14 protein-coding genes are annotated in these 14729 nt (G+C 62.8%); 3 read left to right on the top strand and 11 right to left on the bottom strand.

Annotated features, from left to right (window positions below; translation table 11 throughout):
- Positions 1-109 precede the first annotated feature (109 nt).
- The 10 genes from APH34_RS06440 to ubiE all read right to left on the bottom strand — a co-directional run bounded on the left by APH34_RS06440 (position 110) and on the right by ubiE (position 8122).
- Positions 110-2026, bottom strand: a complete 1917-nt coding sequence (locus APH34_RS06440; RefSeq protein WP_054900346.1) for a methyl-accepting chemotaxis protein — start codon at positions 2024-2026, stop codon at positions 110-112.
- Between the two features lie 103 nt (positions 2027-2129).
- Entirely contained in the window at positions 2130-2837 is a 708-nt protein-coding gene (locus tag APH34_RS06435) for a 16S rRNA (uracil(1498)-N(3))-methyltransferase (RefSeq protein WP_054900345.1), read from the bottom strand.
- Positions 2834-3625, bottom strand: a complete 792-nt coding sequence (gene tatC / locus APH34_RS06430; protein WP_054900344.1) for a twin-arginine translocase subunit TatC — start codon at positions 3623-3625, stop codon at positions 2834-2836. The genes APH34_RS06435 and tatC overlap by 4 nt, the downstream gene beginning before the upstream one ends.
- The gene (gene tatB, locus APH34_RS06425; RefSeq protein ID WP_054900343.1) at positions 3622-4002 is read right to left on the bottom strand and encodes a Sec-independent protein translocase protein TatB; all 381 of its coding nucleotides are present in this window, start codon (positions 4000-4002) and stop codon (positions 3622-3624) included. Before tatB ends, tatC begins: the two co-directional genes overlap by 4 nt.
- A 3-nt stretch (positions 4003-4005) precedes the next feature.
- A complete protein-coding gene (locus APH34_RS06420) occupies positions 4006-4284 on the bottom strand; it encodes a twin-arginine translocase TatA/TatE family subunit (protein WP_054900342.1) in 279 nt (92 codons plus the stop codon).
- 25 nt (positions 4285-4309) lie between these two features.
- Positions 4310-4645, bottom strand: a complete 336-nt coding sequence (locus tag APH34_RS06415) for a phosphoribosyl-ATP diphosphatase (protein WP_054900341.1) — start codon at positions 4643-4645, stop codon at positions 4310-4312.
- A 1-nt stretch (position 4646) separates the two neighbouring features.
- Positions 4647-5039, bottom strand: coding sequence for a phosphoribosyl-AMP cyclohydrolase (gene hisI / locus APH34_RS06410; RefSeq protein ID WP_054900340.1), 393 nt, complete (start codon positions 5037-5039; stop codon positions 4647-4649).
- 73 nt (positions 5040-5112) lie between these two features.
- Positions 5113-6732 carry a ubiquinone biosynthesis regulatory protein kinase UbiB gene (gene ubiB / locus APH34_RS06405; RefSeq protein WP_054900339.1) on the bottom strand — a complete coding sequence of 540 codons (1620 nt, stop codon included), beginning with the start codon at positions 6730-6732 and terminating at the stop codon, positions 5113-5115.
- Positions 6729-7352: an SCP2 domain-containing protein gene (locus APH34_RS06400; protein ID WP_054900338.1), complete on the bottom strand. Its 624-nt coding sequence runs from the start codon at positions 7350-7352 to the stop codon at positions 6729-6731. The genes ubiB and APH34_RS06400 overlap by 4 nt, the downstream gene beginning before the upstream one ends.
- Positions 7352-8122, bottom strand: a complete 771-nt coding sequence (gene ubiE / locus APH34_RS06395; protein WP_054900337.1) for a bifunctional demethylmenaquinone methyltransferase/2-methoxy-6-polyprenyl-1,4-benzoquinol methylase UbiE — start codon at positions 8120-8122, stop codon at positions 7352-7354. Before ubiE ends, APH34_RS06400 begins: the two co-directional genes overlap by 1 nt.
- 124 nt (positions 8123-8246) lie before the next feature.
- On the opposite strand from ubiE, the gene APH34_RS06390 reads away from it, so the two are divergent.
- Complete coding sequence (locus APH34_RS06390; protein WP_003249289.1) at positions 8247-8522, top strand: polyhydroxyalkanoic acid system family protein; 276 nt, start codon at positions 8247-8249, stop codon at positions 8520-8522.
- Positions 8523-8558: 36 nt separating this feature from the next.
- Here APH34_RS06390 and APH34_RS06385 read toward each other — a convergent pair whose 3' ends face one another.
- Complete coding sequence (locus APH34_RS06385) at positions 8559-13286, bottom strand: DUF6543 domain-containing protein (protein ID WP_054900336.1); 4728 nt, start codon at positions 13284-13286, stop codon at positions 8559-8561.
- 182 nt (positions 13287-13468) lie between these two features.
- Here APH34_RS06385 and APH34_RS06380 point away from each other — a divergent pair, with 182 nt between their 5' ends.
- Positions 13469-13888, top strand: a complete 420-nt coding sequence (locus APH34_RS06380; protein ID WP_054900335.1) for a phasin family protein — start codon at positions 13469-13471, stop codon at positions 13886-13888.
- A gap of 10 nt (positions 13889-13898) precedes the next feature.
- Entirely contained in the window at positions 13899-14669 is a 771-nt protein-coding gene (locus APH34_RS06375) for a phasin family protein (RefSeq protein ID WP_054900334.1), read from the top strand.
- Positions 14670-14729 lie beyond the last annotated feature (60 nt).

Here is a 14729-nt window from a genome sequence, read left to right as displayed (position 1 = left end):
TTCTGCTGGCATGACACCCTGCCCATCGGCGGAGGAGGTGTAAGACTTGACCTGAGAATCGAGTAGGAAAATTCAGCCAAGAATGTATGAATCAGTACCCTACTCGTGTTTACAGGCGGAACCGCCCTACCAGGCCCTGCAAATGCGTGCCCAGCCGCGCCAACTCAACGCTAGAGCTGGCCGTCTCTTCGCTAGCTGCCGAGGTCTGGTCGGAGATATCCCGCACATTCATCACGCTGCGATTGATCTCCTCGGCTGTCGCACTCTGCTGCTCTGCCGCCGTGGCGATCTGCTGGTTCATCGCCTGGATCGACGACACCGTTCGGGTGATGGTCTCCAGTGAAGTGCCTGCACGGCGTGTCAGCTCGACGCTGCTATCGGTGAGCTGACGGCTGGCGTCCATTACGCTGGCCACACGCTGGGTACCGCTTTGCAAGCCGGCGATCAGTTCTTCGATCTCTTCGGTGGACTGCTGGGTGCGCTGGGCCAGGCTGCGCACTTCATCGGCGACCACGGCAAAGCCGCGCCCGGCCTCACCGGCCCGCGCGGCTTCGATAGCGGCGTTAAGGGCCAGCAGGTTGGTCTGCTGGGCCACCGATTTGATCACGTCGAGCACGCTGCCAATCTTGTCACTTTCAGCCTTGAGTACATTCATCGCTTCACTGGAGTTGATCACTTCGCTGGCCAAGCGCTCGATCTGGTTGACTGCCTCGGTGACCACGCGATCACCCTCACGGGCCTGCTGGTCGGCCATCAGTGCCGCCTCCGAGGCCTGCTCGGCATTGCGCGCCACTTCATGCACGGTGGCGGCCATTTCGTTCATGGCAGTCGCTACCTGGTCCGTCTCGATCTTCTGATTGTTGACCCCGGCGCTGGTCTGCTCGGTCACCGCCGACAGTTCCTCGGCAGCGCTGGCGATCTGCGTGACGCCGTCGCCTATGCCGCCGATCAGTTCGCGCAGGCCTTGGGTCATGCGCTGCATGCTGGCCTGCAACTGGCCCAGCTCGTCGCGGCGGGTCGCTGGCAGGTCCTGGCTCAGGTCACCATTGGCCACTCGCTCAGCGGCGGCGAGCGTCTGGCGCAGCGGGATGATGATCTGCCGGGTGATTGTCCAGGCGGCCAGTAGCCCAAGCAGCAGGGCCAGGCCAGTGGCAATCGCCAGCATGGTCTTGGCCTGGCGAGTCCCGGCATCACGCACGGCGGTTTGTGAGAGGGTCATCGCCTGGCTGGTATCCAGCAGCACTGAGCCTTGCTCAGCCATCACCTGCAGGGCCTGCTCACTGGCCGACTGTGCATTGCCGAACTGGTTGACAGCATCACGGTAAGCGGCGAGAGCGTCCGCGGAATCGTCCAGGCTGGCGGCGTATTCGGCCGGCAGCTTGGCCGGCAGTGCCTTAAGGTTGGCCATGGCCTGATCGATGGCTGCGAGTGCGGTCTGCTGGTAGTCGGCGTTGCCGCTGTAGGTGTAGCCGCGTACCTGGAAGCGTGCCTGCTGCACCAGTGCGCTGACCTCTACCGCGCTTTGGTATGGCGCGATATCGCCGCTTTGCAGCAAGCGTTGCTGAACCCGGCTGATCAGCTCGGCGGCCTTGTCGGCGCTGTCACCCAGCACACTGCGGCTGGCTTCGCGCCGTTGTGCGGCCTGCTTGAGGTCGGTGAAGGCCTGTTGATACTTGCGCACGGCGTCCTGTTGCTGCTGCAGGCGCTGGCGGTCGGCAGGGTGTTCGATCTGGCCGAGCATGAAGGTGATCTGGCGTTCCAGGCCTGCGAGGGCTTTTTCCAGTTCCCCGATCGCGGCGTCGTTTCGGTCGCGCTGGTAGTGCTGGCGTGCAATGCGCAGTTCCTGGGTGCCTTGGAGGATAAGCGAGATGTTACCCAGCTTGTCGCCTCGGGCGATGACGCTGTTCAAGCCCAGCCAGCCCGTCAAGGTGATCGCTAGGGTCAGTAACAATACCAGGCCGAAGCCCAGGCCCAGTTTGCGATTGACGCTCACATTCCCCAGCGAGTGGGATAACCATCGGTACATGTTCGACTCCCCGGTAACTCGGCAGCACAGTTTAATTGTTGTGTTGCCAAGGCCATCGGCTTGCGCTGGGGAAACTTGATGGGGGGAAAGTCTACTTGGCTCGTCAGAAAATTCGCGATAGGAGCGCCGTCACGGCCGTTTCTACCCGCAAAATCCGTTCGCCCAGTTGTACCGGGGCAAGGCCCGCCTTGCCCAGCAGTTCGACTTCATAGGGGATCCAGCCGCCTTCGGGGCCGATTGCCAGGGTTACCGGCCCTTCTACGGCGCGTGGGCAGGCCGGGTAAGGGCCAGGGTGGCCAACCAGGCCCAGGGTGCCGTCGGCGATGGCGGGTAAACGGTCTTCGACGAACGGCTTGAAACGTTTCTCCATGATGACTTCGGGCAGCACCGTGTCGCGGGCCTGTTCAAGGCCCAGCACCAGGTTCTCGCGTACAGTCTCCGGGTTGAGGAAGGGCGTTTGCCAGAAGCTCTTCTCGACCTTGTAGCTGTTGACCAGGATCAGCCGTGGCACACCCAGCGTGGCCACGGTCTGGAACAGCCGGCGCAGCATTTTGGGCCGCGGTACAGCCAGTACCAAGGTCAGTGGCAGCTTGGCAGGGGGCTGCTGGTCGAAGCCGACTTCGAGCTCGGCTTCGTGCGGTGCCAGGCGCACCACCGTGGCGCTGCCCATCAGGCCGTTGATGCGGCCCACGCGCAGGGTGTCACCCACCGCTACACGGTGAATGTCCTGCATGTGGGTAAAGCGCCGGTCGGCAAGGACGACGCGGTCGGGCGCGACGAAGTCGGCCTCTTCGAGGAGCAACAGGTTCACGGCTGGGTCGCTGGCGGCTGGTCGTTAGGGTCGTCTGCCGCTTCATCGCGGTCATGGCTGCGTTTACGGATCAAGCTGCCACACAGCACGCCGATCTCGAACAACAGCCACATGGGCACGGCGAGCAGGGTCTGGGAGAAGATGTCCGGCGGGGTCAGGATCATCCCTACCACGAAGCAGCCGATGATCACGTAAGGGCGGACCTTCTTCAGGTATTGCACATCGACCACGCCGATCCATACCAGCAGCACCACCGCCACGGGGATCTCGAAGGCGACGCCGAAGGCGAAGAACAGGGTCATGACGAAATCCAGATAACTGGAGATGTCAGTCATCATCGACACGCCTTCCGGCGTGGCGCTGGCGAAAAAGCCGAAGATCAGCGGAAATACCAGGAAGTAGGCGAACGCCATGCCGGCGTAGAACAGGAAGATGCTCGAGACCAGTAGCGGGATGGCGATGCGCTTTTCATGACGATACAGCCCAGGTGCGATAAAGCCCCAGATCTGTTGCAGGATGAACGGGATGGCCAGGAACAGCGAGACGATCATGGTCAGCTTGAACGGCGTCAGGAACGGCGAGGCCACATCGGTGGCAATCATCGTCGCATTGGCCGGCAGGTGCGCACGCAGTGGCGCGGAGACCAGGGTGTAGATCTGTTGGGCGAAAGAGAACAGGCCGGCAAAGATCAGGAAGATGGCGGCAACGCAGCGCAACAGACGCGTGCGCAGTTCGGTCAGGTGCGAGACCAGCGGCATGGGCTGGTCGTCTTGCGGATTTTCGCTCATGGGGCTCGCGGCGGTTGAGGCTGTTCGGGCTGTTCAGGCGTGCTTGCCGGCGCTGCAGGCGCAGGCGCAGCGTCGGGCGGCGTGGCAGTGTGCTCGGCGGCCGTAGCGGCCGGGGCCTGGGCAGGTGGCGTCTGCGGATTGAGAATGCGCTTGGCTTCCTGCTCCATCTGCAGGATGTGCTCGTTGTGCAACTGGCGGCGGATGTCGTCGGCGCCGATTTCGCGCTCGACTTCCATCTTGATCGCGTTGAAGCTGCGTTTCAGGCGGCCGATCCACAGCCCCGCCGTTCGCGCAGCACCCGGCAAGCGCTCAGGGCCCAGTACCAGCAGGGCGACCAGGCCGACGAGCAGCAGCTCACTGAAACTGATGCCGAACATGGCTCAGTCTTTCCGCTGCGGCTCTTGGACCGGCTGTGCCTGGCCCTCGATGGTGTGCCCCGCACCCTGGTTCTGCTGTGTGGTGGTCTGTACCGGTGGCACTGGCTGGGCGGGCGGCGGGGCCTGCTCGGCCGGCTTGGTCTCTTCTTCGTTCATGGCTTTGCGAAAGCCTTTGATCGACTCGCCCAGGTCGCTGCCGAAGTTCTTCAGCTTCTTGGTGCCGAACACCAGGACCACGACGACCAGCAGGACAATCCAGTGTTTCCAGTCAAAAATACCCATGGTGTTCTCCTAGAATGCGATTCAGTCAGGCCGAGGGCTGACGGGCGGCCTTTTCATCGTGCCCGGACAGGCCGAAACGGCGCTCCAGTTCATCGAGCACGGCTTGTGGATGCTGGCCCAGCGCGCTGAGCATGACCATGCTATGAAACCACAGGTCTGCGGTTTCATAGATGACATCACTGCAATCCTTGCTGATCGCGGCATCTTTTGCAGCAATGATGGTCTCGACGGACTCTTCGCCGAGCTTCTCGAGGATCTTGTTCAGGCCCTTGTGGTACAGGCTGGCCACATAGGAACTGTCGGGGGCCGCGTGTTTGCGCTCCTCGAGCACTTCGGCCAGGCGAGTGAGGGTGTCGCTCATGTCAGTGTCCTGCGCTGTAGATGGCATCCGGTTCTTTCAGGACCGGGTCGACGGTTTTCCACTGGCCGTCTTCGAAGACGCGATAGAAACAGCTTTCACGGCCGGTATGGCAGGCGATATGGCCCAGTTGCTCGACCATCAGGATGATCACGTCGGCATCGCAGTCCAGGCGCATTTCGTGCAATTTCTGCACATGGCCCGATTCTTCACCCTTGCGCCACAGCTTGCCACGGGAGCGCGACCAATAGATGGCGCGTTGCTCGGCGGCAGTCAGTGCCAGCGCTTCGCGGTTCATCCAGGCCATCATCAGCACGCGTCCGGTCTTGTGGTCCTGGGCGATCGCCGGTACCAGGCCATCGCTGTTCCACTTGATCTCGTCCAGCCAGTCTTTCATCGTCGACTCCAAAGCCGGGCCCGCTCCTGTACCGGGCCCTTTGCGCTAGTGTGCCAGCCAGCAGCGCGGCTGGCTATTGGCGCACGATCAGGTAAAGGCCTGCGGCAAACATCAGCCAGGCCGGCCAAGCCGCCGGGGCGGCCAGGCTGGCGGCCTCGGCGGCACCCGCAGCCAGCACGGCACCGCCCCCTAGCAGGCCAGCACCCAGCAGGCGCAGCGCCCAGCGGTCGCCCTGACGCCGTCGCTCGGGCAGCTGCGGGTCGTGCAGGTGTGGCTGCGACAGGCGTTCGAGCAGGTCGCGGGTCATGTTGGCCAGATGCGGTAATTGCTCGACCTGGCTGTGCAGGTTGCCCAGCATGGCTTTGGGGCTCATGCGGTCGCGCATCCAGCGCTCCAGGAAGGGTTTGGCGGTGCTCCACAGGTCAAGGTCGGGGTACAGCTGACGCCCCAGGCCTTCGATGTTGAGCAGGGTCTTCTGCAGCAGGACCAACTGCGGCTGGACTTCCATGTTGAAGCGCCGGGCGGTCTGGAACAGGCGCATCAGCACCTGGCCGAAGGAAATGTCCTTGAGCGGTTTTTCGAAGATTGGCTCGCACACGGTACGGATGGCCGCTTCGAACTCGTTGACCTTGGTGTTCGCCGGCACCCAGCCCGAATCGATGTGCAGTTCGGCGACGCGGCGGTAATCGCGCTTGAAGAAGGCGATCAGGTTGCGCGCCAGGTAGTCCTGATCCTCGGCCGTGAGGCTGCCGACGATACCGCAGTCGATGGCGATGTACTGCGGGCTCCACGGTTTGACCGTGCTGACGAAGATGTTGCCCGGGTGCATGTCGGCGTGGAAGAAGCTGTCACGGAACACCTGGGTGAAGAACACCTCCACGCCCCGTTCGGCCAGCAGCTTCATGTCGGTGCGCTGGTCGGCCAGGGTCGCCATGTCGGTGACCGGCACCCCGTAGATGCGCTCCATTACCAGTACCTTGGGGCGGCACAGGTCCCAGTAGACCTGGGGCACGTACATCAGCTGCGAACCTTCGAAGTTGCGCCGCAGCTGGCTGGCATTGGCTGCTTCGCGCAGCAGGTCGAGTTCGTCGTAGATGGTTTTCTCGTAGTCGCCGACGATTTCCACCGGGTGCAGGCGGCGGGCGTCGGCCGAGGCCCGTTCGGCGCCTTTGGCGATCAGGAACAACCAGGCCAGGTCCTGGGCAATCACGGGCTTGAGGCCCGGGCGCACGACCTTGACCACCACTTCCTCGCCGCTTTTCAGGCGCGCGGCATGCACCTGGGCGACCGATGCCGATGCCAGCGGCTCGACGTCGAAGCGGCTGAACACCTCGCTGACCTTGGCCCCGAGCTGTGCCTCGATCAGCGCCACGGCCTTTTGCGGGTCGAACGGCGGTACGCGGTCCTGCAAGAGCATCAGCTCGTCGGCGACGTCGGTGGGCAGCAGGTCGCGCCGGGTAGACAGCAACTGGCCGAACTTGATGAAGATCGGCCCCAGGTCCTGCAGCGCCAGGCGCAGGCGCGCGCCGCGGCTCAGTGCCGACGGTTTGCGCGGCAGCCAGCGCCACGGCATCAGCAGGCGCAGGCTGCGCAGCCACCAGGGCAGGGGCAGGTCGAACAACAGGTCATCGAGACGGTAGCGGATCACCACGCGCTGGATGCGGAAAAGACGGCGGACGGCGAGCAGCTTCATGCGTTATCGCTGGTATCAAGGGATCGGGAGAGGCGCTGCAGGCGCGCCTCGAGGCGTTCTATATCGACCTTCAGGGTATCGAGCTCACTGAAAGCAGCTTCGGCTTCGCGCTTGCCAACCAGTGTGCGCGACTCTTCGGCCAGGTACTCGGACAGATTCTGGCTGAATCGTGCCAGGCCCTGGCGGGTCCAGCGTGCGCGCAAGCGCACATGGCCGGCCAGCAGCGAAGTGGCGACGGGGCCTAGCCAGCGTTGCAGCTCGTGCTCCCAGTCCAGCTCCAGGTCCTGCAGCACACCGAACAGGTCGAGCAGCGCGGCACTGTCGCCATGCAGTTCGACCTGCGGGCTGTGCAGTACGGCGCTCTTGTCCTTGGCCACGGCCAGTTGCAGCAGGCTGCCGGCCGGGGCGCGCAGGCTGCAGTCGACCTCGCCCTGCCATTGCCCAGCGAGCATCAAGCCCTCTTCATCGGGCAGGATGAATACCTGCAGGGCCGGCTGGCGGCAGTCGATTTCGATGACCTTGCCCTCCAGCGCGGCCAGCCGCGGCAGGGCCGTGCTGTCCATGCGCAGGACGCGGTTCAGGCCATGTTCGACGCTGGCGAGCAGCCCTGCCAGCAACATCAGGGCTTGATTCCCCGGTGCACGGCGACGATACCGCTGGTCATGTTGTGGTAGGTGACGCGATCGAAACCGGCATCGATCATCATGGCCTTGAGGGTTTCCTGGTCGGGGTGCATGCGGATCGACTCGGCCAGGTAACGGTAGCTTTCCGAGTCATTGGTGATCAGCTTGCCGGCCAGGGGCATGAACGCGAACGAGTAGGCGTCGTAGGCCTTGGACATCAGCTTGTTGGTCGGCTTGGAGAACTCCAGCACCAGCAGGCGCCCGCCCGGTTTGAGCACACGCAGCATCGAGCGGATGGCTTCGTCCTTGTGGGTGACGTTGCGCAGGCCGAAGGCGATGGTGACGCAGTCGAAGTGGTTATCCGGGAACGGCAGTTTTTCCGCGTCGGCCTGGACGAACTCGATGTTGCCGGCCACGCCACGGTCGAGCAGGCGGTCGCGGCCGACCTTGAGCATCGATTCGTTGATGTCTGCGAGCACCACCTGCCCGGTGGGGCCGACGAGGCGCGAGAACTTGGCGGCCAGGTCGCCGGTACCACCGGCGATGTCCAGTACCCGGTTGCCGCTGCGCACGCCCGACAGCTCGATGGTGAAGCGCTTCCACAGGCGGTGCATGCCGCCGGAGAGCACGTCGTTCATCAGGTCGTACTTGGCGGCCACCGAGTGGAACACCTCGGCGACTTTTTTCGCCTTCTGGCTCTCGGGAACATCCTGATAGCCGAAATGAGTGGTGGGTTCGGCGTGTTCGCCTTTGCGCTGGTCGTTCATATCGCTTCACCGAAAAAAATTACCGCCATTCTAGGGCGAACGGGCGGATTTGTCTTGGCGGGGTGTGCCATGCGGCAGGGGCGGGCATAATGCCAATTATGTCTTCATACCCAGGATCCTCCGCATGACCCAGATCAGCGTCGAACGTAAACACTCCCTCGGCCGCGACGCCGCCCGTGCCAAAGCAGAGGCGCTGGTGGACAAACTGAGCCGTGAATATGACCTCAAGGCTACCTGGAACGGTGATCGCGTCGATGTAGCGCGCAGTGGTGCCAATGGCAGCGTGCACATCGGTGATGACAGCATCCGGGTCGAGCTCAAACTGGGCATGATGCTGTCGATGATGAGCGGCACCATCAAGGGCGAGATCGAACGGGCATTGGACAAAGCGTTGGCCTGAGTGGAACGGGCCGACGCATGTCGGCCCATTGCAGGATCAATCGGGGGGGAACGGTATGATATCTGCCACCTCTTCGAGCTTCAGATCGCCGCGGTAGATCTTGATCCGTTCGGCATTCGTGGCGTTCTTCAGCTTCTCTTCTCGCTCCAGGCTCCTGGGCTCCCAGAACTTCAAGTGTCCCTTGACGAAGCGGCGGGCGCTGGCCTGCGTGCTGCGGTAATGAAAATGCGCTTCCCAGAGCACCGCTGTGGGGGCGTGCGTGTCGCGCACCTCATACACATCCAGGTAATCATCAGGTCGGCGCGTGGGTTTTCGTACCACGGTTGGGGTGATCTGCAGGCGTTGTTGTTCATGCAGGTAACGCAATGCAGTGCCATCGGGGTGTTGCGTGGTGAGGTAAGACTGCGTAAGCAGGCGGTTTTTCTCCGCCCGCACGTGTGCGGCTGCGGCACGCAGTTCTTGGGTCAAGGCCAGCGACCGGGGCGTGTTCTCGATGGCCTGCAGTTTATGGGTGATTTCGAGAAGGTCTTCGATGTGCCAGTCCATCAAATCTGACAGGGCATTCGGTTCGTTGAGGTGACGTGCGGCTTTTGCTATGCGCACGTCACGGTTGGCGAGCAGGCTGGTCGCGCGTTGGCGCAGTTCGGCTGTGTCGAGCGTTACCGGCAGTTCCGGCGGGGCCAGCTCGAACCACTCGCCGTCCCGCTGTTCGAAATTGCTGACCGGTTGCTGGGTGACGGGGTCATGCTGAACCGCGCGGTTGCTGTCCTGTGATCGATCAACCAGTAGCCGGCGGCCTTGGGCGGTCTTGATGACCGTACTTCTGCGAGGATGCACGCGGTGCATCACAGGTGCTGGGGCGGGGCTTGCGCCGCTGTCCACGTTGACCAGGGCATTGGCAAGCTGCGTTTCGGTGATGCGCACCAGTACAGACAATTCTTCGATGTACGCTTTGAGCATGCTCTGGTCGAGGGCCGGGTGATCGAAGGCCTGCAGGTACTGAGCCTTGCCAAGGGTGGTTTGATATTCGCGCAACGCGTCGCCGAGCAATCCTGCCTGCTCTTCCTGGGACAGGTTGGCCGTCGCTATGCCGTCCTGTGTCCAGATGGTTTGTGCGAACTCTCGGCTGTCCAGCGTTTGCTGCAGCGGCAACAGATCGACGGCCGCCTGCTCGGTCAGGCGCGTCTTGTCCAGCAGCAGGTACGCCATGTCACTGAGCTTCTGCGCGCGAATGATCAGCGTAGAGTAGGGGCGCAGGCCTATGGCGTCCTCGATCTTGGCTTTCTTGTCCTTGTTCTGAAACACGATCAGCGGGTCGTCGAGCATCTGAGGCAAGAGCGTGTCCAGCCGTTCACTCACCGTGAGAAGGCGGCTGATGTTGTCCAGCGTGTCCCGTATCGCCTGGCGGAGCGTAACGTGTTGTTGGACCTGCTCATCGGTAGCAGGCCGTTTCTTCAGGCCGACGGACTTTTGCTGAACGCTCTCGTGATCCGATTGCTCCAACAGCCGGCGAAGCAGGAGGATGTCGTTTTCGATCAGCGTTTCGGACAGCACCCCCAGGCTGCGTCGGGCGGACCCTAGCGGGTCTAATCTGGCGAACTTAGGCTCCATCAACTGACGCAGGAGAGAGGCATTGCGCTGCAGCAGCGATGACTGTTTTTCCAGGCAGAGCGATATTGTCCGAATCTGCGGCAGAAGCACGATGCGCTGGTCAGTCAGATCCCGGCTCTGTTGGCTGAGCGCCTCGTCCATGGCTGCCGGGCCGCCCACTCTGGCCAAGGCCTGCCCGAAGGCATTCGCCTTGGCATCGTACTCGGCCATCAACTGCTGGTTCGCTTCCAGCAGCGGTTTAAGCTTTTTCAGTGCGGTTTGATTGGCCAACACGGCTTGGTTCAAACTGTCGAACTGCTGCTGGTTCAGCGCGATGATCTGCTGCCTGCTCCTCGGCATGCCCCCTGCCAGGGTGAGGTCCAGGACCCAGGTGTCGTTCCAGCGTGTCAGCCATGGGCCGTAACTGCGTTGCCGGCCAACGATATGGTAGCCGTCCGGGTTGCCACCCCAGCGGGTTTGCCATTCATCCGCGCTTTGCGGCGGGCCGATGACGCGCAAGCCTGTTTCGCTTTCCTGCACCTCATAGGCTGCGCCGTGCAATTTTACGTAGTAGCGGCCATCGATGGCATACAACCCGCGTAGCCGGCCCTGGCGTTGCGCCGTACGCCCCTCCAGTGAAATGGTGGCCTGCAGCTGGCCCAGCGCTTGCCGTGCAGGCGCTGGCAGGTTGCTCAGGCGTTGGTTGTCGCTCCAGTTCAGCAGGGTGACGTGGGTTTGGGTCGGTATCGGCGATCGCCATTCACCTTCGTTGGGTGCCTTGAGCAAGACGGTGGTAGGTGCCGGCCGGGTTTCCAGGCCCTCCAACCGTGGTAGCGGGCCTTGCAGCCGGGCCTGAGGTTGCTCAGGCGTGACGCCGCCCACCTCATGAATCAGCAGCATGGCGACACTGGCCAGCAAGTCAGTGACTGCCAGGGCCTGCTCTTGGGGTGTGCCTTCAGTGAGTGCGGACAGATCGTCGCTCATCTGTGTCACCGCAGCCACCACCCAGGCCACGACCGCAACCGGGCCCCGCAGCAGCGGCGTGGTGGCGTTGAACAGCATCCAGCCGAGCTGCCTGGCTAGCGCCCAGCGCTGTTGTGAGTTCGAGACTGTCTGGCGCGAGGCAAGCAGTAACAGCGCCTTGACTCTGGCTTCATGCAGCGCAATGTCCAGGTCGCCCTGCCAGGGTTCATCGGCAAGGGTCACCGGGGCACGCAGGGCCTCCAGCGCAGCGTCTGTCCACGCGGTGTCACCGCCCAGCCAACGCGCCAGCTTCGACATGCGCGGGTGCAGGTGAGGGCGGAGGAAGCCGCCGTTCTGGTAAATGGGCCGGTTTTCATCGTCTATCCAGTCAAGCACGTCTTGCTGCAGTTGCTGATTGGTCTGGATCTGCGCCATCAGGGCATCCAGGCTGGCTTGCTCGATCAAGGGTTGGTCGGCAAAAAATGGGCGGTAGAGCAGATAGCTGGCGCTGGCCCGGACATGTAGCAGGAACATGCCGTGCACCGTGTCGCCTTCGCAGCCTGCGAGCGGTTTGAGCGTCAGCGCCGAGAAGGTCAACGGCTGCGATGACCGCACGTTACCCAGGCAGAATTCGACCACCGCCTGGCAGGCAACCTCGCCAATCTTGCCGTCAATCTTCGCCTTGAGGGCCGAGAACGCCAGATTCCCACGCCATTCACTGGCAAAGCGCTGGACTTGTTCGGGCTCATGCTCGAATGCCCGCAACTGGGCGGCCACGTACAGGGGGTACTGGCCACCGATGTCCACGTCTGCGATCAATGCCTGGATGTAGTCGAGTGTCATCCAGGCCGGGTCCGGCTTGCGCCCCTGGTAGGTCAGGCCGGAGGCCACTTCGTTCATCTCGGTGTGCAGGCGTGCTACCGCCATTTCGGTAAGGGACATGCTCTTGAGGTAGGACAACTCGGCGGGCCCTGTCGAAGACAGCGGCACCACGACGGAGATCTCTATCATCAGCACATCAGGGTCGAGCGGTGCCTGGCCTGGGTGGGCGGCCTGCATTTGCTCGCGCAGGCGCCGCCTGGCATAAGCGTCCAACGACTCGATATCGTCCAGCGAGCCTTTGCTCGCCGCCTGCGCCTGGCGTGCGCAAAGCCGCAGTAACGCAGCGCTGTAACGCAGGCGGTCACCGGCAGTTGCCGACACCAGCCAGGCCGGTAGGGCGGTGCCTGGTTGACCATCATTCACCAGCGGCTGGCCAGAAATGCCGACGCTGGGGTCTGTCATGGCATTGAGCGTGTGTTCCAGCGCCTCGACGGTGCTGAGTGACGCGATATTCAGGCGGCCGAGGCGCTCAAGCACACCATTGAGCATGGCGGTGGCCTGGTATTCGAAGGGGTCGCCGACCACTGGGCGCTGTGCCCAGCTGAAGGCGTCGAAGTGATACCCGTGCGCCAGCTCGTCGCGCAGGGCGCTCGCGAAGGTGGCGGTGTCGCCGTAGCTGCGGACTGTGCCGCAAGGGCTGCACCACAGCACCTGACCCGGCTCGATGAGCAAAAGGTCGGCCAGGATGAACGATTGGATGTTGCCCGATGTGCTCAGTGCTATCTGCAGGCCGCTGACGGCTGGGGCGTCGACCCCTTCCAACAGGCGATAGAGCCTCTCTTTGGCGGTTTCATTCAGGCCTTGGCGTTCCACCCCGTTCAGCAGCGACGCTTTCAGCGTATGTGCCAGCCAGCGCAAGTTAGACACTTCGGCATTACCATCGCAGCCCGCCCAGAAGCTGATCTGCGCTTGCTGGAAAGCATCGCCGAGGGCGGGCAGCAGCGTGTCGAAGCCGTCGTTGAGTATTGCCATATCCAGCGCGATGCTGGGTTGCCTGCTGGGATCGGCGCCTTGCTCCTGGGGGTAAAAGGGCTTCGGTGGGGCGAGGCTGAGCTGATCCTCTGCGCTCAGCGCCTTGGGTTGGCCGCTCAGGTAGTGCTCCAGCAGCAACTGCACCAGTGGCTGTTGCGGCGGCTTGGACGGTTCTGCGTGGAGTACGGTGAAACGGTCGAGACCTTGAAGGTTCGGGTAGTTGCGAACGATCCAGGGGTAGCGGTCGGCGAGCACGCTGAAGCCTTCTTTAGCCAGCAGTTGCCGTAGCGTGGGGCGTGTGGCGAAGCGGGTGGCCACCAGCTGTCGATAGGTGGTGGTCGAGGAGGAAACCGCCATGTGCGTCGAGCTCCGGTTAGCAAGTGAGCGCGAACGATAGAAGTTGTGAGGGAGGCTGGTGGGGTAAATAGTTCATGAAGCGCGTTCTTAGGGTGTGGTTTCTAATTTTGTTCCCTACCTTAGGCATCAGCCCAGCTTCCATGGGCGCATCCTCCTCCACTGACGAATATGAGGCACAGAACATGGCCAAAGTGACTGTGAAGAAAAAGGAAGACGCCCTGGGCACGCTGGGCGAAGTGCGCGGCTACGCACGCAAGATCTGGCTGGCGGGCATTGGCGCTTACGCCCGTGTCGGGCAAGAGGGTTCCGACTACCTCAATGAGCTGGTCAAGGCCGGCGAAGGCGTTGAAAAACGTGGCCGCAAGCGCATCGACAAAGAGCTCGACGCCGCCAACCACCAGCTTGACGAAGCCTCCCATGAGGTAAGCCGCGTACGTGGCAAGGTCGAAGTTCAACTGGACAAGATCGAAAAGGCTTTCGACGCACGGGTTGGTCGCGCCTTGAATCGCCTCGGCATTCCGTCTAAACATGACGTTGAGGCGTTGTCCATCAAGCTTGAACAGCTGCATGAGCTGCTCGAGCGTGTCGCGCACAAACCATAAGGAGAGCAGGATGGCTGGCAAGAAGAATTCCGATAAAGAAGGCAGCTCCTGGGTCGGCGGGATAGAGAAGTACTCCCGCAAGATCTGGCTGGCAGGGCTGGGTATCTACTCAAAGATCGACCAGGACGGCCCGAAGCTGTTCGACTCGCTGGTCAAAGATGGCGAGAAGGCCGAGAAGCAAGCGAAGAAGACGGCTGAGGATGTGGCGGAAAACGCCAAGTCTTCGACCACTTCACGTGTGTCCGGCGTGAAGGACCGTGCGCTGGGCAAGTGGAGCGAGCTCGAAGAGGCCTTCGACAAGCGCCTGAACAGCGCCATCTCGCGCCTGGGCGTACCAAGCCGCAACGAAATCAAGGCGCTGCACCAGCAGGTCGACACCCTGACCAAGCAGATCGAGAAGCTTACCGGTGCTTCGGTCACGCCGATCTCGTCGCGCGCCGCGGCCAAGCCTGCCGCCAGCAAGACAGCGGCCAAACCGCTGGCCAAGGCGGCGAAACCTGCTGCGAAAACGGCGGCGGCCAAGCCGGCAGCCAAAGCTGCTGCGAGCAAACCTGCTGCCAAGACTGCTGCGGCGAAACCTGCAGCGAAACCGGCGGCCAAGCCTGCAGCGGCCAAACCCACCGCGGCGAAAAAACCTGCGGTGAAAAAGGCTCCAGCCAAACCCGCTGCCGCCAAAGCGGCACCGGCAGCCAGCAACGCACCGGCCGCTACTGCGGCGCCAAGCGCAGCGCCCGCCAGCAGCGCGCCGTCGGCACCGGGGAATTCGGCCTCTCAGGCCTGATACCGCGTCGGCCCTTCGCCGATGAGCCCGCGCCCACACCTACACGCTGCCTTGAAGGCA

The organism is Pseudomonas sp. NBRC 111131 (assembly GCF_001320525.1).
In the GTDB taxonomy this organism is placed as follows: domain Bacteria; phylum Pseudomonadota; class Gammaproteobacteria; order Pseudomonadales; family Pseudomonadaceae; genus Aquipseudomonas; species Aquipseudomonas ceruminis.
The sequence above is the reverse complement of the archived record's forward strand: the minus strand, read 5'-3'. Positions and strand labels throughout refer to the sequence as shown.